Below are 19,804 nucleotides of genomic sequence, written 5' to 3'. Positions count from 1 at the left end.
AAAGCAAAGAAAAATAGGTAATATTTTCTATATACAAACAATTTTTGTTTTTTGTTGAGGATATAATATGTGTGATTGTTTGCCGAAATAAAGGAGTTTTAAAATAATTTTTCTCTGAAAGCCAGTTTTTTGTATCTTTGCGAACTTTATGTTTTAAAAAAGAGGATTGTGGTAAATTATGATTGGTGTAGAGGCATTCTGTCATTTTTTACTTTGTTTGGTTAGTTCTCTTTTATATAAATCCGTAAGAAAAATCTATCGAATTTATTTCGAAAGAAAATAGAAACGAAACTAATAGAATGTGTACTTGAACATTGAGCAAATTATGAATTTAATTATAGATGAGGGAAACACAGCCATAAAGTTAGCTGTTTTTGATAATAATAAAAGAATATTTTTTCAAACATTCGCTAAAAATAATTTTCAGAAAGAAATTGCCCAAGTTCTTGATTTTGAGAAAATAGATTCTTGTATTGTTGCTTCGGTTGTTAAGGACTCTGAAGAGCGATTTTCTTTCCTGAAAGGAAAAATAAAAAATGTTTTGTTTGTCAATTCACAAACTCCGATGCCTTTTGTTAATAAATACGCGACTCCTACTACTTTAGGTATTGACCGACTAGCATTGATGGCAGGAGCAGTGACTGCTTACCCCAACAAAAACGTATTGGTAATTGATGCAGGAACGTGTATTACTTTCGATATTATGACAGCAGAAGGAGTATATTTGGGAGGAGCCATAGCTCCAGGCATAGCGATGAGATTCAAAGCGATGCACGAATTTACTTCAAAATTGCCGTTAATTACTCAGCAAGATTTTGATATTGAGAATTTTATTGGAAATTCTACAGAAAGTTGTATGTTTTCGGGAGTTTACCACAACGTGATTTGCGAAATTGAAGGTGTTATCAGACAATACGAGAAAAAATTCAAGGATTTAACAACAATTTTAACAGGAGGAAACCATCTTTTTTTGGTAAACAATATAAAAAATCGCATATTTGCAAACTCGTTTTTTCTACTAGAGGGATTGAATGCCATTTTGGAGTGGCAAAGAAAGGACAAATGATAACAAAAGAACATTAGCTTTTTGAATATGAATAAAAAAATATTTTTGTTTGTTTTTGCTTTATTTTCAGTGATTTATACTGTATTTTCGCAACAAACAACAGAGTCGCCTTATTCCTACTATGGTATTGGTGAGCTAAATCCTGATGGAATAACAGAGGAGAGAGCTATGGGAGGAATAGGAATTTTTGCAGATAGTACTCGTGTAAATATGCAAAATCCAGCGACATTATCACATCTAAAATTGACTGCTTTTTCAGGAGGAGCTTCGTTTGATTATAAAAAAATTGTTTCAAATGTAACAAAAATAGGAACTAATTCCACTTCAATTGATTATGTAGTATTAGGTTTTCCTATAGTTGAAAAATTGGGAGTTTCTGTAGGATTGACTCCGCTTTCCTCTGTTGGATATAAGTTGGCATCAAGGCAAACTGTCAATGGAGTATCACAACTCAACCAATTTGAAGGAAACGGAAATGTAAATCAGTTTTTTATTTCATCGGGATACGAATTGTACAAAGGTTTGAGTTTTGGTGCGTCACTCAAATTTAATTTTGGAAAGATTGAAATGAAGGATTTGCTAAGAATTTCAAATGTTGATTTTTACACGCAAGAAGATAGCAAATCATTGCTTAGAGGCGTTTCTGCAAACGTTGGATTGCACTATACAAGAGCTTTGAAAAACAAGATGAGAATATCATCATCATTGGTGTTAACGCCTGAGAGTAAACTGAATTCCGAAAATGAAAGAATAATTTCCACTTTTGGAAATGCAAATACAGGTAATGGAGCCAACTTAATTGCCAAGGAAACCCAAGTGAAAAACTTGGAGGCAATCGGACTAAAGGAAACAAAGCTCATACTACCTTCTCAATTTGAAATAGGCTTTGGTGTAGGTAAAGACTTGCAGTGGTTTGCTGGAGTAGAGTATACACATTCTAATACAGAAAAATTCTCAAATCCTTTTCTTTCAACAACGAATGTAAATTACGAAAACGGATACAAAATTGCAGTAGGAGGATTTTATATTCCTCAACATAATTCTATTTCAAGTTATTGGAAAAGAGTTACATACAGGGCTGGATTTCGTTACGAAAAAACAGGAATTATGTTAAATAATCAATCAATTGATGACTTTGGCATATCTTTTGGATTAAGTTTTCCAGTAAGAGGATTTTCAAACATAACAACAGGGTTTGAATTCGGACAAAAAGGAACATTAAAACAAAACCTGATAAAAGAAAATTACTTTAATCTTAAAATAGGAATCACATTAAATGACAGATGGTTCCAAAGAACTAAATATCAATAAGAACAATAAAAAACAACGAAAGATGAAAAAGAGATTTTTACTAGCGGCATTTTTAGTAAGTGTTTTTTACGTGGGTGGTGCACAAGCTCAGGATTGCAAACAAGATCAGGAACTTCAACAGAATTTATCAATTTTCAATGAAGACGCAAAAGCAAAGCGGTACGATGCTGCGTATCCTGTTTGGAAGTCCGTTTATGAAAAGTGCCCAAGTATCAATGCTGCTGTTTACGTACGTGGAGAAGCTATCCTAAAACACAAAATAGATAAAAGTACTGGAGCAGAGAAAGAAAATTTTGTGAAAGATTTGCTTAAACTTTACGAAGATTACAATAAGTATTTCCCTACTCGAATGGGAGTTACTGAAATGCGTATCAAACAATCACTATTAATTTCTGAGGAGAAAGAAAAAGTGTACGATTTGCTTAGCAAAGCATTCAAGGAAGATAAAGAGAACTTTAAAAATGAAAAAGCATTGTACTTGTATTTTTCAGTATTAGTTTCTTTACACGAAGAAGGTAAAAAGCCACTACAAGATGTTTTTGATACATATGATGATGTGGTTGAGAAAATTCAAGATGAAAAAAACCATTTGTCTGAAACAATTAACAAATACATCGCACAAGAAGAGGCAGGAACAATCAGTGCTAAGGATAAGAAAATATTAGAAGCTTCTCGCCAACGTGTTGATAACTATGAGCTTATAGGAGAAAGTATTGACGCTAAATTGGGAAGATTGGCTGATTGTGACAATTTAATTCCTCTTTACAGCAAAAACTTTGAAGCAAACAAAACGAATGAAGTTTGGTTAAGGAGAGCTGCTGGAAAAATGTCTGATAAAGATTGTACAAGTGATCCGCTTTTTGTGAAAATTGTTGGTTCTTTGCACGAGTTGTCTCCTTCTGCTTCATCTGCATATTATTTAGGGGTGCTAAATGACAAAAATAAAAACACTTCAAAAGCAGTTGAGTACTACAATGAGTCTGTACGATTGGAGAGTGACAATCTTAAAAAATCAAAAATTTTAACTAAGATTGCTTCAAAGCATTCAAAATCAGGAGCAGTTAAGTACGCTCAGGAAGCGTTGAAATACAACCCTTCAAATTCTGATGCGTATCGTATAATGGCTAAGGCTTATGCAGATAGTGCTAATGAGTGTGGAAGTACTTCTTTTGAAAAACGTGCAATCTATTGGTTAGCAGCAAGTACAGCACGTAAAGGAGGATTAGAGAGCTTAGCAAAACACTATGATGCGTTGGCTCCGTCAAAAGTTGATGTGTTTGAGTCAGGAATGGCTGGGAAAACTATCAGTTTCAAATGCTGGGTAGGACAATCTGTGAAAGTCCCTGCACTATAATAAAATGAAATTTTTTGTGTTATCTAAAAATAAATTGAAAAGCATTGCCGTACTTTGTTGTATGGCAATACTTTTTTCGTGTAAAAATGATTTGAAAAGTCTTCAGCAAATGAATGTTGTTCGTAAGTTTCCTCAAGGCGAAGTTTTTAACTTCAGGTTGGTTTACACGGATTCTACAAAGGTGGTCGCTATTATTACAAGTCCACAGAATAGAGATTTTTCCAATCAACAATTTCCTTACTGGGAATTTCCTGAAGGCGTGAAGGTTGATTTTTTTGATAACAAAAATAATCAAAACACAGTACAAGCTAAGTACGGAATTATTTACAACAATTCACAAATGGTGGAGCTTCGGGATAGTGTTGTTTTGACAACTTTTGATGGCAAAAAGCTCGAAACTTCTCAACTTTTTTGGGATCAAAAGCAAGATTGGGTTTTCACAGAGAAAGAGTTTGTATTTACGGATTCTATTAAAGGAACGCTTACAAAAGGTGTTGGAATGGATTTTGACAAGGAATTTTCAACAGTAAAAGCTCACAAAACCACAGGAATTTTAGCCATTGAGGATAAGGAAAATCAGGAATAAATTACAAATTTTTAAATCATTCAGAATTTTGAACGCAAGAATTTTTTTTGAGTATGCTTATTTAGCAGTTTGTGCTATTTCCATCTATTTGGCAGTAGAATATTGGCAAACAGAGCAAAAACAATCTTTTTATCTTTATATTGCTTTTGCAATTGCTTCTTTAGCAATGTTTTTCCTCAGAAGAAAGAATAGAAAGCGAAACGAAAGAAAAGATAATTCGTAATTTTCACAAAAAAGCATTCATTTTTTCAATGGAAAACGAAAAAATTAACTAATTGTTAATTATGTGAGGTTAGTTGGCGATTGTCTTTTTTTTCGTACTTTTGTTGCGTTAAACATTGTGCTATGATTATACACAGACTATCAAGAAATTATTTAGACGACGATTTCAGACTGATGGCAATTCATACCACAATGAAGGATTATCGTTTGGTTTATTTTCTCAACAAGATTTTGAAAATAAAGTTGTCAAAAGATTCCAAGAAAAAGACTTTTGTGGGAGCAGAAACTAATGCCGATTTTTCCTATTATCATTGGTGCGATGAGTCATCAAGGATAAATTGGAATTGCATTGCTAATAAGTCTTTTACAGAAACTAAAATGAAGGAAACATCTTTGTTTGAAGCAACCACATTTGTTAATTATTTGATTGATAATCAACGAAAAGTTGATTTTTTTCTCAAAATAAATCCAGAAGGGAGATTTAACGAAAAAGAAATTATAAAGAAGATTGCTACAATTACAGATATTTCAGCAATTTATAAAATAGATATAGACACATTAAGTTCAAAACACAAATTAATATTTCAAGAATGTTAAGTACAAAAAAGACAAAAATTGTAGCTACTTTAGGTCCTGCTACAGATACCAGAGATGTAATTAAAGATATGATGCAGGCGGGAGTGAATGTATTTCGTATCAATTTTTCACACGCTGATTATGAAGATGTTAAGAAACGCGTGGATATGATTCGCTCTGTCAATAAAGAATATGGATATAACACAGCAATTTTAGCTGACCTTCAAGGTCCTAAATTACGTGTTGGGGTTATGGAAGAAGGAATTATTGTAAATCCAGGTGATAAGATAACCTTTGCGACGGGAGAGCCTTTCACAGGTAATCAGGAGCGAGTGTATATGAACTACAAAGAATTTCCTAAAGACGTAAATCCAGGTGAGAGAATTTTGCTTGATGATGGAAAACTTATCTTTAAGGTAGTTTCAACAAATAAAGAGAATGAAGTTGAGGCTGAGGTAATTCAAGGAGGTCCGTTGAAATCAAAAAAAGGAGTAAACCTTCCTAATACAAATGTTTCATTACCAGCTCTTACAGAAAAAGATATAAAAGATGCTCTGTTTGCCATTTCACAAGAAGTAGATTGGTTTGCACTTTCATTTGTTCGTAATCCTGCTGATATTCAGGATTTGAAAGATTTGATAAATGAAAACTCAAGCAACAGAATCCCAATTATTGCTAAAATTGAAAAACCGGAAGCATTAGTAAACATAGATAAAATTATGGCTAACTGCGACGGAATTATGGTTGCGCGTGGTGATTTGGGTGTGGAAATTCCAGCGGAAGAAGTTCCTCTAATCCAAAAAGAGTTAGTACATAAAGCAAAATTATATCATATTCCTGTAATTATTGCTACACAAATGATGGAGAGTATGATTTCAAGTCTTACTCCAACACGTGCTGAGGTAAACGACGTAGGAAACTCCGTGATGGATGGTGCTGATGCAGTGATGCTTTCTGGGGAAACCTCTGTGGGAGCTTATCCAGTACAGGTAATAGAACAAATGAGTCGCATTATCAAGAGTGTTGAAGAATCAGAATTGATTAAAGTACCTATGCGTACGCCTTTTGTTCGTTCGGGACGTTATGTAACTAATTCCATTTGTTATCACGCAGCTACAATGGCGAACGAAATGAATGCTAAAGTTATTTCTACCCTGACAAATAGTGGATATACAGCTTATCGAATTTCGTCATATCGTCCGAATTCGCACATATTAGTATTTACGTCAAGCAGACGCATCTTAACGCAGTTGAGTCTACTTTGGGGGGTTACAACTTTCTATTACGATAGATTTGTATCAACTGATGAAACCATTGAGGACGTGAATCATATCGCTAATGAAAAGGGTTACGTGAATATGGGAGATATTATGATTAGTTTGGCAGCTATGCCAATACAGGGTAAAGGAAAAGTCAATACTTTGCGCGTTTCTGAGATAGATTCGTGTGCGATTAGAGCAAAATAGAAGCCATATAAATCATTTTTAGGTAGAGACAGTAGCGTGGTTTGTGAAGAACCTGCTACTGTCTTTTTTCTAACTATTTATTGTATTTCTGAATAATAGGAGTTAATCTTTCTCGTCCCCATTTTGCTCCTTCGGTCATTCCTCTTTGAGTCAGAACAGATGTTTTTTCTGCCATTTTTTTACCAATTGGAGTTTCGTAGAATTTCAGTAATTCTTTGATTTCATTATGGGTAAATTCTTCCATATAAATTTTTGCCATAGTTTCATAAAGCTCAGGCATTAATGCTTTTATCTCTTTCTCTGCATCTTGAAACTTATCTGCGGGAATAAATTGTTTTAGAGAAGTAGTTACGGCATCAAAAGAAGCTCCACTTACTATTGAAATTAGCTTTTGAGTGTCTTTTTTGAAATCGTCTTTTGCTTGAGAGAAGGCGTAGAATGTTGTAAATAAAAGTGTTAGTGTTAATAAAATTCTTTTCATTGTAAAATATTTTTTGATTATTTGCACGAAGATATAAGAAATCTTTCAGAAAAGAAAATTAATTTGAGGAAAATTGATAAAAAAATAATGTATATAATTTTCTATTTTGTCAAAAAGGCATACTTATTGCATACTTCCAGAATGAGGTTATTTTAATATTTTTGAGAGATGAATAAAAATGTAGGGATTATCTTTTTTGTCGTTTTCACTTGTTTGACAAATTTGTTATATGCACAGGCTCCCATTTTCACCAATGCAAAAGCCGAGAAAGTGCAACTTTATTTCAATGGGGCTGAAATTCAGCAGGTAGCCAATGTTGCTTTGCCCAAAGGAACTTCCGAGATTGTGATTAGCAATGTTGCAAATTATTTAGACGAAAATTCCATACAAATAAAATCAACTTCTAAGGTTATAATTTTGTCGGTTCAGTTTACAAATCAGGCGATTACAGGATATGAAGAAAGTTATATACCTGAATCTGTCCGTCCAATTTATGATAGTATTCAGGCTGTTGAAAAAGAGATAACAAAGAATAAAATTCTTGAGAATTCTATTATAAAATCGGTTGAGCTATTGGATAAAAATCAACAACTTTCAGGGGCAAATGTAAATGCTGCGGAGTTATCAAAACTGCTTGATTTTTATAAAAATAAAAGGTATGAACTTGAAAATCAGATTAAAAATATTTCTGAAAAAGGGAAAGAACTGCAAAAAAAATTAAATTCTTTGAAATTTCGGTTGGGAGCAATTTCTTCCCAAAATACGAACAATAGAGGCAAATTAATACTTAGAGTGATTAATGAAAACGCAGGAAAAATTCCTTTTCAACTTAATTATATTTCTTATCAGGCTCATTGGAATCCGTTTTACGAGGTTCGTTCCGAAAAAATTAACACACCAATTATGTTGAAGTACAATGCGGCGGTAACTCAAAACACAGGAGTCGATTGGAATGATGTAAAAATCGTATTGTCAAGTGGTTATGTTAATAGCCATACACAAGCACCAACTTTAAATACTTGGTTTATACACTCCAGAAAAAATGATTCTGCCAAAGTAATGCTTCAAGAAATCTCCAATGTAAGGAGAGAAAAGGCGGCTTTTCAGAAAAATATGCAAACAATGGAACTTGAATCTGTTGAAGTCGCCAAAGAGGATATGATTCTGGAAGATAAGTCATTAGATGATGCAGTAGTGGTGGGTGAAACACAATTCAATGTAGTTTTTGATATTGATTTGCCTTATACAATTCTTTCAAACGGAAAAAAACATAGTGTTTCACTCAAAAGTTTAGAAATTCCTGCAACGTATCAGTATTACGTAGCTCCAAAATATGATTTGGGAGCATATTTGATTGGAAATATCGAAAATTATGGTAAATACAATCTTCTTTCTGGCGAGGCAAGTCTTATTTTTGAAGGAATGTATGTCGGGAAAACAAATATTAATCCTGAAAATGCAGACAAAAAACTTGTATTAAGTTTAGGAAAAGACAAAAGGATTGTCACTGAAAGAAAATTGATTTCAAAAAATACGGAAAATAAATCATTAAGTTCCAAAAAAATACAAACATTCACTTATGAAATTAGTGTACAAAACAATAAAAAAGAAGCGATAACCATTGAAATCGAAGACCAAGTTCCTGTCAGTACAGAGAAAACTATAAAAGTTTTATTAACAGAAGCTAAGGAAGCTACTTTTGATGAGGAAAAGGGAAGTTTGAAGTGGAAAATAAATTTGAAACCTAATGAAAATAAAAAAATTAGATTTGTTTATCAAGTAGAATCTGATAGAGATACAATTGTTGAAAACCTCTAAAACGGAATCAACAAGAGTGACATTTTAAATTTACTTTCAATCTTATTATCTTTTTGAAGCCTGAATTTTTGAAAAAATGATATTCAGGCTTTCGTTTTTTAACTTAAATCATCTATATTTGCCCGAACTAAATAATTCATTATGTACAGTACAATTCTTCAGCTTCATTCTTGGTTTGCTTATGCAGTACTTTTGGTGCTTCTTGCAGCAACAGTAAACGCAATCATTGGCTTTTTTGGTAAGAGAAAATATACGGCAAAAGATTTAAGATTAGGTCTTTACGCACTTATTTTTTCACATATTCAATTACTTATAGGTGTAATTCTTTATGTAACTTCTCCTTTGTTTAATGCTTGGAAAGCAGGTGGAGTTATGAGAGATTCTTATTTACGTAAATTGCTTTTGGAACATCCTTTAATGATTGTTATTGGTGTTGCACTCATTACCATTGGTTGGTCATTACACAAAAAACAGCCTACGGATAATCGTGCTTTTGGAAAAATAGCCATTTTCTATGCCTTAGGTTTGATATGTTTCTTGTCAAGAATACCTTGGCAAAATTGGTTCTAAGATATAAAAAACTCCAAATTGTAAAATCAATTTGGAGTTTTTGTTTTATTTGAGTTTATTCAAATATAAATTGACTACGTTTTCCAGTCCCAAATAAAGTGACTCACTGATGAGTGCGTGTCCGATTGATACTTCCAGCAAATTTGGGATATTTTCTTTAAAGAATTTGATGTTTTCCAAACTCAAATCGTGTCCTGCATTAAGTCCCAAACCTACTTTTTGAGCTTCCAAAGCTGCTTTTACGTACGGCTCAATTCCTTTTTTGTTTCCTTGTTCGTATTCGGTCGCATAACTTTCTGTATAAAGTTCTACGCGGTCCGTTCCTGTTTCAGCGGCAGCTGTTACCATTGCTTCCACAGGGTCAACGAATAATGAGGTTCGTATGCCATTACGCTTAAATTCGGCAATTATTTCCGTCAAATATGTTTTGTGTTTGATGGTGTCCCAACCAGCATTGGAGGTAATAGCGTCATCAGCATCAGGAACAAGCGTTACTTGTGTAGGCTTCACTTTCAGCACTAAATCCATAAACTTTGGAATTGGATTCCCTTCAATATTGTATTCTGTAACTACAACATTTAGCAAATCAAAAGCATCTTGGTAACGAATGTGTCGTTCATCAGGGCGAGGGTGAATTGTAATTCCTTCTGCTCCAAATTTTTGTACATCAGTAGCCACTTTTAATAAGTTGGGAACATTTCCCCCACGGGAATTTCGAAGAGTGGCGATTTTGTTAATATTTACACTTAGTTTTGTCATCTCAAAATTTGATTATTTACCACAAAGATAAGATTTCCGTAACAAAAATAAAAGATGATTATACTGAAAAATTATTTTTTGAAATAAAATGATAATTTTTTGTACTTTTTGTATCTTTACCCATTCAAAATAAGCATATAGATTATGAGGAAAGTAATTTTATTTTTAGCTGCTCTTTTAACGTTATTTGCGTGTAAAAAAGATACGGCTATTTTCAATAGTAATCCGCTGTTGTACAAGGACTATATATCAGGATTTACCAGTGGAATTGTTTCTGCTGAAACCAGTTTCAAGTTACTTTTTAATGAAGCTATTTCTCAAGAAAAGATAGCTAAAATCAATGACTTGGATTTGTTTGAAGTTTCTCCGAAAGTAAAAGGAAAAGTAATTTGCTTGAATCCTTATGAAGTAGAATTTATTCCTGAAAAACGTCTGGAACAAGATACTGAATACAAAGTTTCATTCAATCTCAAGAAGTTATTTTCAGTTTCTGAAGGATTGGAAATATTTAATTTTTCGATAAAAACTTTACAACAAGGTTACAAAATCAAAGAAGGAGATTTGCAATCATACAATGAAAATTTGTATTTTTTGAATGCGGAGTTGCTTTCCAGCGATAAAATATCATATGAAAAAGCAAAAAAAATAATTTCTGCAAAGCTGGGAAATAAGAAAATAGCTGTAAAATTTCTTTCTCAGAGTAGTAGCAATAAATTTTCTATTGTTTTTGATAGTATTCCACGCTTGGATAATGAGCAAACATTGCAAGTTTCGTGGAATGCAAACGATGTACCTTCCGAAAATTTACTCCCTTTTTCAACTTTAATTCCTGAAAAGGGTACTTTTAAAGCTATTTCTGCAAAAACGGAAAGTTCATCAAATCAATCGTTTACCATTAATTTTTCGGAACCTCTTGAAAAAAATCAGAATTTCAACGGATTGGTAAATCTCAGTAATACAGACACAGAATTAAAATACAGTGTAAACGGAAACGTTCTAAAAGTTTTCCGTGAAGCCTCTGATGAGGGTGATTTTCAGGTATTTGTTAATCAGGGGATACGTAGTGTTTATGGCAAACGCATTGGTGATTCTAAAACGTTTGATATTAGTTTTTTACAACAAAAACCCGAAATCCGACTTGTAAAAAATGGAACAATTTTACCAAGTTCTCAGAACTTAAAAATTCATTTTCAAGCGATTAATTTAAGAGCTGTAAACGCTGTTGTTTATCGTATTTATGAAAATAATATTCTTCAGTTTTTGCAGGAAAATAGTTTAGGTTCAAATTACGGATTGCAAAGAGTTGGGAAACCTATTGCTAAAAAGGTAATTCAGCTTTCTGAAAATGCACTTTCACCATTGAAAGAATGGAATACATATTCGCTTGATTTATCATCAGTTATCACGCCAGAGCCAGGGGCTATTTATCGAGTAGAATTCACAATGAAGAAAAATTATTCCCTTTATGCTTGTGGCTCAGAGAATGAACCTCTTGATTTATCTTTTGAAGAAGAACCTCTTGAAAATGAGCCAGAAGATTATGAAGAAGACTACTATTACTGGGGAAGCAGTGATAATCCTTGTGACGATTATTTTTATAATAAAACTTTGGGAACTAATGTTTTAGCTAGTGATTTGGGAGTGATTGTTAAGAAAGGACAAAACAATAATTTCGTAGTAGTTGTTAATAATATTTTAAATACAGAGCCTGTAAGTGGTGCTGTTGTAGAAGTTTTTGATTATCAGCAACAAAAAATACAAGAAGGTAAAACAGATGGCGATGGAATTGTTAAGTTTGATATTTCGAACAGAGCATTTTTTGCAAAGGTCAAAAAAGATAACAATACCACATATGTAAAGATGGATGATGCAGCTCCTCAATCGGTTAGTAAATATGATGTAGATGGATTGCGTTTGCAAAAAGGGTTGAATGGATTTATCTACGCGGAAAGAGGTGTTTGGCGTCCAGGTGATAGTATTCACGTGGGATTTGTTTTGAATGATTTTGCTCAAAAGTTGCCTGAAAAATTACCTATAAAGCTCAAATTTACAGATCCTTATGGAAAAGTAATTGCAGAACGTGTACAGAGTAGTAATCCTGTAAATCACTACGTTTTTGGATTGAAAACATCACCTGAAGCCCCAACGGGAAATTGGAATGTGAGTATTTCGGCAGGAGCAGCAAAATTCCATAAATCAATAAAAATAGAAACCATCAAACCTAATAGATTGAAGATCGAAAATAGCTTGAACGAAAAGCTAATTTCAGCCAATGGAGCTAATGCTAACTTGCAAGTACTCTGGTTGCACGGCTCACCTGCAGGGAACACACAAGTGAGTGTTAAGGCAAAATTCTATCCAAAGGAAACGGCTTTCAAAGGGTATGAAAAATATATTTTTAATAATGAAGCCTATCAGTTTGAAAACCAGGAAATTTCTGTATACGAAGGACGAACTGATAGTCGAGGAAAAACTAATTTTTATTTTAAAGCCAATGAATTACAAGCTCCTGGAATGTTGCGAGTGAATTTCCTTACACAAGCCAACGAAAGTGGAGGGGATTTTAGTACAGATGTGACTACAGCATCCTTCTCACCTTATGAGAGTTATGTAGGATTAAGATTGCCAGAAGCCAACAAGTACGACTATTACAATACAGAAGAAAATCACATTTTTGAGGTAGCTACTCTTTCCGAAAATGGAGAACCTTTGCGTGGGCAAAACGTCTCAGTTACCGTTTACAAAGTAGGTTGGAATTGGTGGTGGGATGCTTCTAATCAAAATATTTCAACTTACAATAGTTCAAGTAGTAATGCGATTTATACAACAAAAGTGATTGAAACTGATGGAAGAGGTAAAGCGAAATTCGATTTAAAAATTCCTGATGAAGATTGGGGAAGATACTTTATATTACTTTCAGATGAGCAAAGTGGTCACAAAAGTGGAACTACAGTCTATTTCGATTGGGGTAGTTGGTCAGGAAAATCAAGAAAAGCATCAAGTGAGGAAGCCATAATGCTCTCATTAGGAAGCAACAAGAAAGAATACAATGTAGGAGAAAAAGCGAAAATATCATTCCCTTCTGATGAGGGCGGAAGAGCTTTAATTTCTGTAGAAAATGGCAATGATGTTTTGGAAACATACTGGGTAGAAACCAAATCGGCTGAAACCAGTTATGAAATTCCTATTACAGAAAAAATGGCTCCCAATGTATACTTGTACGTGACTTTACTTCAGCCCCACGCTAATTCGATAAATGATGCTCCAATACGATTATATGGCGTGTTACCAATTTCGGTAGTGGACAAGGAAACTCAGTTGAATCCTGTAATTCAGATGGCTGATGTGTTACGTCCTAAACAAAAAACGACTGTTAAAATCAGTGAAAAGTCCGGTAAACCAATGACGTACACTTTGGCAATTGTAGAAGATGGATTACTGAATTTAACCCGATTCAAAACGCCAAATCCTTGGAATAAGTTTTTCTCAAAAACAGCTTTGGGAGTAAAGACTTGGGATATTTACAATGATGTTATTGGAGCTTATGGAGGTACTGTAAATCAGGCATTCAGTATAGGAGGAGATGAAGATTTAGGAGGAGCTGATGCTCAAAAAGCAAATCGTTTTAAACCTTTTGTAATTGTTAAAGGTCCATATAACTTGAAGAAAGGTAATACAAACGTTCACGATGTTGAAATTCCAAATTATATAGGGTCAGCAAGGGTGATGGTTGTAGCTTCTGATGTTGCTAAAAACGCATTCGGAAGTGCAGAGAAGAAGGATATTCCCGTTGTGAGCCCATTATCGTTGTTAGGTTCTTTACCAAGAAAAGCCGTTCCAGGTGAGAGAATTACGCTTCCAGTTACGGTTTTTGCTATGGAGAAAAGTGTCCGAAATGCGACTATTTCTGTGGAAACGAATGCTCATTTCAAGATAGTTGGTAATAAATCACAATCGTTACAATTTGATTCGGCGGGTGAAAAAATGGCTTATTTTGAGTTAGAAGTTGCACAACAAACGGGTATCGGGAAGGTAAAAATTACAGCAGTTTCGGGTGGTGAAAAGGCTACCTATGAGGTGGAAATGGATGTGTACAACCCAAATCCTGTTACTTATTTTGTTCAAAATGCTGTACTTACAGAAGGTAGTACACAGAGTTTGAATGCCTCTGTTTTTGGTGAAAATGCTAAAACTGTGCTGGAAATTTCGAGTTTCCCAGGTGTAAATTTACATCAGAGGTTGAGTTACTTAATTTCATATCCTCACGGTTGTGGTGAGCAGATTACCTCTGGAGCTTTTCCGCAATTGTTTTTATCTGATTTTATTAACCTAACGCCTGAAAAAGCAGAAAGTGTACAACGAAATGTAACTACGGCTATTAGCAAACTTCACGAAAATCAACTTCCTAATGGAGGATTTGCCTACTGGAAAGGAAATAGTTATGCTGATGATTGGGCAACTTCTTACATTGGTCATTTCTTTATTTCTGCGGAGAAAAAAGGATATGTGCTTCCATCAGGTAGTAAACAAAATTGGTTAGATTATCAAAATAATGAAGCTCGTCAGTGGCGTTATGAGCCTCAATATCAAAATGATTTTGCTCAAGCATATCGCCTATACACATTGGCTCTGGCTGGAGAGCCTAATATGGGGGCAATGAACCGATTACGTGAAACTAAGGATATTTCATCTAATGCAAAACGCTTATTGGCAGCTTCTTATGCAATTGCAGGACAAAAGCAAACCGCAAATAATCTGTTCCAGTCAGTTGCAGTTGACGATGATTATGACAACTATTATTACTATGGCTCCGAGGTTCGTAATAAGGCGATGGCTTTGGAAACAGCGCTTCTAATTGGTAAGAAAGAAGATGCTGCACGTTGGGCTTTAGAGATTGCTAATAGGCTTTCATCTTCCGATTGGATGAGTACACAAACTACGGCGTATGCTCTTTATGCAATGGCTAAATATGTTGAAATCAACAAAAGCGGGAAATCGTTCTCAGCGTCATATTCATTGAGAGGAAAAACGGAAAATATTAAGTCAGATGAACCGATGGCTTCTGTTGAATTACCTGTTAAAGGAGATAAGGAGTTGTTACAAGTTAAAAATACTTCAAAACAAACGCTTTATGCACGATTGATTTCAAGTGGTGTACTGCCTATAGGAAAAGAATTACCAATGCAAAATGGATTGGCTATTACAACCACATATCGAGATAAAAATGGTAATTGGGTTGATGTGAGTCAATTGCGTCAGAGTACGGAACTGATTGCTTCGATTGAGGTCAAAAATTTAACGAACGAACCTGTTGAAAATGTGGCTCTGACACAAATTATTCCGTCGGGTTGGGAAATTATCAATACACGCTTTACAGATTACGGAGATACAGAACAAAGTTCATACATTGATTATACAGATTTCAGAGATGATAGAGCTAATTTTTATTTCCCATTGAAAGGTAACCAAGTAAAAGTTATAAAATTAAAGTTAAATGCTTCCTACGCAGGACGCTATTATCTTCCAGGAACTTTTGCTGAGGCGATGTATAACAATCGTTATAACACCCGAACTGAAGGGAAATGGGTTGAAGTGTACCGAGGAGAATAAAATACGGATTGATTTTCAATTTTTCTAAAAGCTGAGAGGTATTCTCAGCTTTTTTATTGAAATTCAGTGTCATATTTGTATGAGAATAAAATTAGTCAATCAATATTTTCGTATGTAGAATATATTTTTTAGATTTGCCGAAAAAAATTATTCAATAAAATTTAATCAAATATTTTTATGAAAAATTATTTATTTGTATTCCTGTTGTTTTTGGGAATAAAGGCTTTTGCTCAAAACGGAACTTTAAAAGGAAACATTTCTTCTGACGGAAATCCTTTGGAGTTAATTTCTGTAGTTTTGGAGAATAAAAATCACAAGAAATGGGTAATTTCTGACAGAAAAGGAAATTTTGAAATAAATGTTCCTGAAGGGAATTATAATTTAAGAATTTCTTCATTGGGGTTTGTTACTGTTACAGAGAAAGTTGCTATCAAATCAGGTGAAATTATCGAAAGAAATTTCGAGTTGAAAGAAGATGTTTTGGGAATAGATGAAGTGGTAGTAACAGCTACTAAAACAGCATTGAACAGAAAAGAGGCTCCAGTTTTGGTAAGTGTTACAGGACAAAAAGATTTGGTAAATGTAAGGGCAACAACCCTTATGGAGGGACTTGTTTTTCAACCTGGTTTAAGGACTGAAGTGAATTGCCAAAATTGTGGTTTTTCACAAGTGAGAATCAATGGTTTAGGAGGAGCGTATTCTCAAATTTTGATTGATAGTCGTCCTATTTTTGGTTCATTGAATGGTGTATATGGATTGGAGCAAATTCCAGCAAGTATGATTGACCGAATTGAGGTTATTCGTGGAGGAGGTTCAGCTTTATTTGGTGCCAATGCCATTGCGGGAACTATCAATGTGATTACTAAAAATCCAACCAAAAACGAAGCCCAAGCAGGTGTTTCAGCCGCTTTAATAGGTGGAAAATCTGAAGATATCGTATCATCGTTCAACGGCTCAATTGTAAATGAAAATCTTACAAGAGGTATTTCTTTCTATGGAATGAATCGTATTCGTGAGTCTTATGATGCTAATGGCGATGACCTTTCAGAGCTTACAAGACTGAGAAATATCAACGTTGGAGCAAAATTTTTCAATGAATTTGATTCTCGTAAAAAATTAGAAGGAGAGCTAAATGTAGGTAATGAAAATCGTAGAGGAGGTAATAAGTTCGATCTTCCAGAACATTTGGCAGATATTGCAGAATCCATCCGTACGGATATGGTAGGAGGAAATATCAACTATGATTATTTATCTCCTTCATACAATCATAAATTTTCAGTATTTGCTAGTGGACAACGAACCAAAGCAAATAACTATTACGGAGCCTTTGATACTGAGAATAATACTCACGATGTTGAGGCGTTGAATTATGGTGTTACTCGTGAAAGTATTTGGGTAGTTGGAGGACAGCACACAGCTCAAATCTATGTAGGAGAAGGAAGCATTCAATGGACATCAGGAACGGAATATAAGTTCGATGATATTTCAGAAACCAGACGTAATCCCGATATCCTTGCGGTAAATCAAGACCAAAAAATATTTGGATTGTACACACAAGCTGATTGGAAAATTCTTCCAAATTTTAAAGTTTTGGCAGGTTTGCGTTTGGATAATATTAACTCCAATCTGTTAAAAAAATCAGTAACAGCAATTAATCCAAGAGCGAGTTTGTTGCACAACGTAACTGATGAAGTAATTGCCAGAGCTTCGTACGCTCGTGGATTCAGAGCTCCTTTATTTTATTCTGAAGATGTTCATTCTGAATTAATCACAGGAGAAGTTCGCCGAGTACAGTTAGCCCCAGATTTGAAGAAAGAAACATCAGATAGTTTTACAGCTTCATTGGAGTACAACCACTCACACGAAGATCATCAAATTGTTGCGATGATTGAAGGATTCTATACTGGATTGCACAATCCGTTTGTGTATACTTCTATTGGTAAGGAAAAAGAATTAGATATCAAGGAGAAACAAAATGGAGATAAAGCTACTGTAAAAGGTGTGAATTTAGAGTTTAAATATAGCCCTAATCCAAAATTTGCTTTCCAATTGGGAGCTACTTTCCAAAGTTCAAAATACGACAAAAATCAAGTAGTGGCAGAAGATGAAAATGGAAAAGTTCTTGCAGAGACAGACAAACTTTTGCGTTCGCCAAATGCATACGGAAATTTGACAGCAACCTATAAGCCTAAAGATGAGTGGACTATCAATTTAACAACCGTGTTTACAGGCTCAATGGAAACATTACACGAGGGCAAAAACGAGCTTTTAACTACACCAAATATGTTTGATTTTGGGCTTAACACTTCTTACGAATTCAGATTTGATAAGTTCTTTACAATGGAAGTGAGTGCAGGTGTTAAAAACTTATTTAACGATTACCAAAAAGACTTTGATAAAGGCATCGACCGTGACCCAACTTACATTTATGGTCCTTCACTTCCTCGAACGCTTTTTGCTGGTTTGAAAATTAGGATATAGTTTTAGTTTTATATGAGAGGTGAAAAACTTCTCTACCTTTTTGAAAAAAAACCGAGTTGAATTTCAACTCGGTTTTTCAGTTTTAGCTAGTAACCTTCATTTTGTTTTAAATTTGGATTTACTGTCATTTCGTGGTTTGGAATAGGCCATGTAAAGCGATAATCATTGGCAGGTTTATCAAGTTCGTAGTATTGGTCTTTAGGACTTACCACTAAATATTCAGTTCCTTGGGGGCTATGACGTTTTACACCTTCTTCCCATCGTTTTAAATCATTAAGTCGAGTTCCCTCAAAAGCTAATTCCCTGAGTCTTTCTTCTTTTATATCGTTGAATAAATTAATACCAGAAGATTTTACATCAGAGAGTCCTCGTGATTGTCTCAAATCATTTAAGTATTTAACCGCATTTACTTCATCTCCATTTTTATAGGCAGCTTCAGAAGCAATTAGATACAATTCGGCTGTTCTAAATATTTTTGGAGAGTGATATTCCAAAGGGGAACCAGAATACAGATTAGGATTACCAGGGTATTTGTATACCAATGTAACATCATAATCTTTTCCAGTTGGTGTTTCAATTGTTAAATTCTTAAAGTATACAGATTTTCTTATATCTGATGCATCGTACAAATCCACAACCCATTTAGAAGGAACATAATCTGGTTTGTATTTTTTTGTTTTAGCTTCGTAAACTAAATAATCTCTCATCAATAATGGCAATTCATCAGGTTTTGAGGAAAATAATTGAACAATAGTCTCATCAGTTTCGTCATTATGCCACATTTTTTGTAGTGCTTCCTGAGTACTCACTAGGGGGTATTTTCCTGCATCTACAATAGCTTTTGCTTCTACATAAGCCTTTGCATAATCCCCTTTTGTGAGAGCTACACGTGCCTTCAGTGCCTTTACTGCATCTAAAGTGAAGAAATTAGAGCCTTTAACACCTTCTGCTCTTTCCAATAACTTCTCTGCTTTATCTATGTCTGATTCAATTTGGTTGTATGTTTCTTCTAGAGTAGCTCTAGGAGGTAGTAAAGTTATGTCAAAAGTTGTAACTAAAGGTATTCCTAAGTTGGCAGTAGATTTATTTGAAACGTCATACTTAGGGCTAAAACGTTCAGTTAATTGGAAAAAATAGTATGCTCTAAGTGCATATGCTTCACCCAAAAATCGATTAAGTTTATCCTTTTCTTTATCGGAGGATACAGGAATTGTAGGGAATTTTTCAATACATATGTTAATATCATTCAAAACAGAGTACCTGTTACTCCACACAGAAGAAATATAGGAATCATTTGTTCTAAAACTCCAATTTTGTAAGTCTCCTTTACGATTTCCATAATTTAGAGTTGCATTTAGTAGATCGGACTGAACATCAGGAAGCAACATTATATCTCCGTAACTAACTCTTCTAAGACTACGATAAAACCCATTACGCCAGTATTCTGCATTTTCTACAGATTTAAAAGCTAATTTTGTAGACAAGTCTTCATAAGGGTCTTGAT

The 19,804-nt window shown here is 34.2% G+C and carries 14 protein-coding genes; 11 read left to right on the top strand and 3 right to left on the bottom strand.

Annotated features, from left to right (window positions below):
- Window positions 1–325 precede the first annotated feature (325 nt).
- From YW9_RS0109315 to pyk, 7 genes are all read left to right on the top strand, one after another.
- Window positions 326–1,066 carry a type III pantothenate kinase gene (locus YW9_RS0109315; protein ID WP_018279901.1) on the top strand — a complete coding sequence of 247 codons (741 nt, stop codon included), beginning with the start codon at window positions 326–328 and terminating at the stop codon, window positions 1,064–1,066.
- 27 nt (window positions 1,067–1,093) lie between these two features.
- Complete coding sequence (locus tag YW9_RS0109310; RefSeq protein WP_018279900.1) at window positions 1,094–2,377, top strand: porin family protein; 1,284 nt, start codon at window positions 1,094–1,096, stop codon at window positions 2,375–2,377.
- Window positions 2,378–2,399: 22 nt separating this feature from the next.
- Window positions 2,400–3,731, top strand: coding sequence for a hypothetical protein (locus tag YW9_RS0109305; protein WP_026193941.1), 1,332 nt, complete (start codon window positions 2,400–2,402; stop codon window positions 3,729–3,731).
- A 4-nt stretch (window positions 3,732–3,735) separates the two neighbouring features.
- A complete protein-coding gene (lptC, locus tag YW9_RS0109300; RefSeq protein WP_018279898.1) occupies window positions 3,736–4,317 on the top strand; it encodes an LPS export ABC transporter periplasmic protein LptC in 582 nt (193 codons plus the stop codon).
- A gap of 28 nt (window positions 4,318–4,345) precedes the next feature.
- On the top strand, window positions 4,346–4,540 hold the full coding sequence (locus YW9_RS0109295; RefSeq protein ID WP_018279897.1) for an LPXTG cell wall anchor domain-containing protein: 195 nt from the start codon (window positions 4,346–4,348) through the stop codon (window positions 4,538–4,540).
- Window positions 4,541–4,662: 122 nt separating this feature from the next.
- A complete protein-coding gene (locus YW9_RS0109290) occupies window positions 4,663–5,136 on the top strand; it encodes an IPExxxVDY family protein (RefSeq protein ID WP_018279896.1) in 474 nt (157 codons plus the stop codon).
- Entirely contained in the window at window positions 5,130–6,581 is a 1,452-nt protein-coding gene (pyk, locus tag YW9_RS0109285; protein WP_018279895.1) for a pyruvate kinase, read from the top strand. Before YW9_RS0109290 ends, pyk begins: the two co-directional genes overlap by 7 nt.
- Before the next feature lie 73 nt (window positions 6,582–6,654).
- Here pyk and YW9_RS0109280 read toward each other — a convergent pair whose 3' ends face one another.
- Complete coding sequence (locus YW9_RS0109280) at window positions 6,655–7,062, bottom strand: DUF2059 domain-containing protein (protein WP_026193940.1); 408 nt, start codon at window positions 7,060–7,062, stop codon at window positions 6,655–6,657.
- A 168-nt stretch (window positions 7,063–7,230) separates the two neighbouring features.
- On the opposite strand from YW9_RS0109280, the gene YW9_RS0109275 reads away from it, so the two are divergent.
- Both YW9_RS0109275 and YW9_RS0109270 read left to right on the top strand, forming a co-directional pair.
- The gene (locus YW9_RS0109275; RefSeq protein ID WP_018279893.1) at window positions 7,231–8,880 is read left to right on the top strand and encodes a DUF4139 domain-containing protein; all 1,650 of its coding nucleotides are present in this window, start codon (window positions 7,231–7,233) and stop codon (window positions 8,878–8,880) included.
- A 141-nt stretch (window positions 8,881–9,021) separates the two neighbouring features.
- A complete protein-coding gene (locus tag YW9_RS0109270) occupies window positions 9,022–9,450 on the top strand; it encodes a hypothetical protein (RefSeq protein ID WP_018279892.1) in 429 nt (142 codons plus the stop codon).
- 45 nt (window positions 9,451–9,495) lie between these two features.
- Here YW9_RS0109270 and YW9_RS0109265 read toward each other — a convergent pair whose 3' ends face one another.
- On the bottom strand, window positions 9,496–10,209 hold the full coding sequence (locus YW9_RS0109265; RefSeq protein ID WP_018279891.1) for a pyridoxine 5'-phosphate synthase: 714 nt from the start codon (window positions 10,207–10,209) through the stop codon (window positions 9,496–9,498).
- Window positions 10,210–10,353: 144 nt separating this feature from the next.
- Here YW9_RS0109265 and YW9_RS0109255 point away from each other — a divergent pair, with 144 nt between their 5' ends.
- Together YW9_RS0109255 and YW9_RS0109250 are read left to right on the top strand one after the other, a co-directional pair.
- On the top strand, window positions 10,354–15,819 hold the full coding sequence (locus tag YW9_RS0109255) for an alpha-2-macroglobulin family protein (RefSeq protein ID WP_018279889.1): 5,466 nt from the start codon (window positions 10,354–10,356) through the stop codon (window positions 15,817–15,819).
- 177 nt (window positions 15,820–15,996) lie between these two features.
- The gene (locus YW9_RS0109250; protein WP_026193939.1) at window positions 15,997–18,300 is read left to right on the top strand and encodes a TonB-dependent receptor; all 2,304 of its coding nucleotides are present in this window, start codon (window positions 15,997–15,999) and stop codon (window positions 18,298–18,300) included.
- An 86-nt stretch (window positions 18,301–18,386) separates the two neighbouring features.
- On the opposite strand, the gene YW9_RS0109245 is transcribed toward YW9_RS0109250, so the two are convergent.
- Window positions 18,387–19,784, bottom strand: coding sequence for a RagB/SusD family nutrient uptake outer membrane protein (locus tag YW9_RS0109245; RefSeq protein ID WP_167933632.1), 1,398 nt, complete (start codon window positions 19,782–19,784; stop codon window positions 18,387–18,389).
- Between the last annotated feature and the right edge of the window lie 20 nt (window positions 19,785–19,804).

Source organism: Capnocytophaga cynodegmi DSM 19736, assembly GCF_000379185.1.
GTDB classification, from domain to species: Bacteria; Bacteroidota; Bacteroidia; order Flavobacteriales; family Flavobacteriaceae; genus Capnocytophaga; species Capnocytophaga cynodegmi.
The sequence above is the reverse complement of the archived record's forward strand: the minus strand, read 5'-3'. Positions and strand labels throughout refer to the sequence as shown.

Coding starts and splice junctions, on each gene's coding strand:
- YW9_RS0109315 (WP_018279901.1), top strand. CDS start 326: ATGAATTTAATTATAGATGAGGGAAACACAGCCATAAAGTTAGCTGTT.
- YW9_RS0109310 (WP_018279900.1), top strand. CDS start 1,094: ATGAATAAAAAAATATTTTTGTTTGTTTTTGCTTTATTTTCAGTGATT.
- YW9_RS0109305 (WP_026193941.1), top strand. CDS start 2,400: ATGAAAAAGAGATTTTTACTAGCGGCATTTTTAGTAAGTGTTTTTTAC.
- lptC (WP_018279898.1), top strand. CDS start 3,736: ATGAAATTTTTTGTGTTATCTAAAAATAAATTGAAAAGCATTGCCGTA.
- YW9_RS0109290 (WP_018279896.1), top strand. CDS start 4,663: ATGATTATACACAGACTATCAAGAAATTATTTAGACGACGATTTCAGA.
- pyk (WP_018279895.1), top strand. CDS start 5,130: ATGTTAAGTACAAAAAAGACAAAAATTGTAGCTACTTTAGGTCCTGCT.
- YW9_RS0109280 (WP_026193940.1), bottom strand. CDS start 7,062: ATGAAAAGAATTTTATTAACACTAACACTTTTATTTACAACATTCTAC.
- YW9_RS0109275 (WP_018279893.1), top strand. CDS start 7,231: ATGAATAAAAATGTAGGGATTATCTTTTTTGTCGTTTTCACTTGTTTG.
- YW9_RS0109270 (WP_018279892.1), top strand. CDS start 9,022: ATGTACAGTACAATTCTTCAGCTTCATTCTTGGTTTGCTTATGCAGTA.
- YW9_RS0109265 (WP_018279891.1), bottom strand. CDS start 10,209: ATGACAAAACTAAGTGTAAATATTAACAAAATCGCCACTCTTCGAAAT.
- YW9_RS0109255 (WP_018279889.1), top strand. CDS start 10,354: ATGAGGAAAGTAATTTTATTTTTAGCTGCTCTTTTAACGTTATTTGCG.
- YW9_RS0109250 (WP_026193939.1), top strand. CDS start 15,997: ATGAAAAATTATTTATTTGTATTCCTGTTGTTTTTGGGAATAAAGGCT.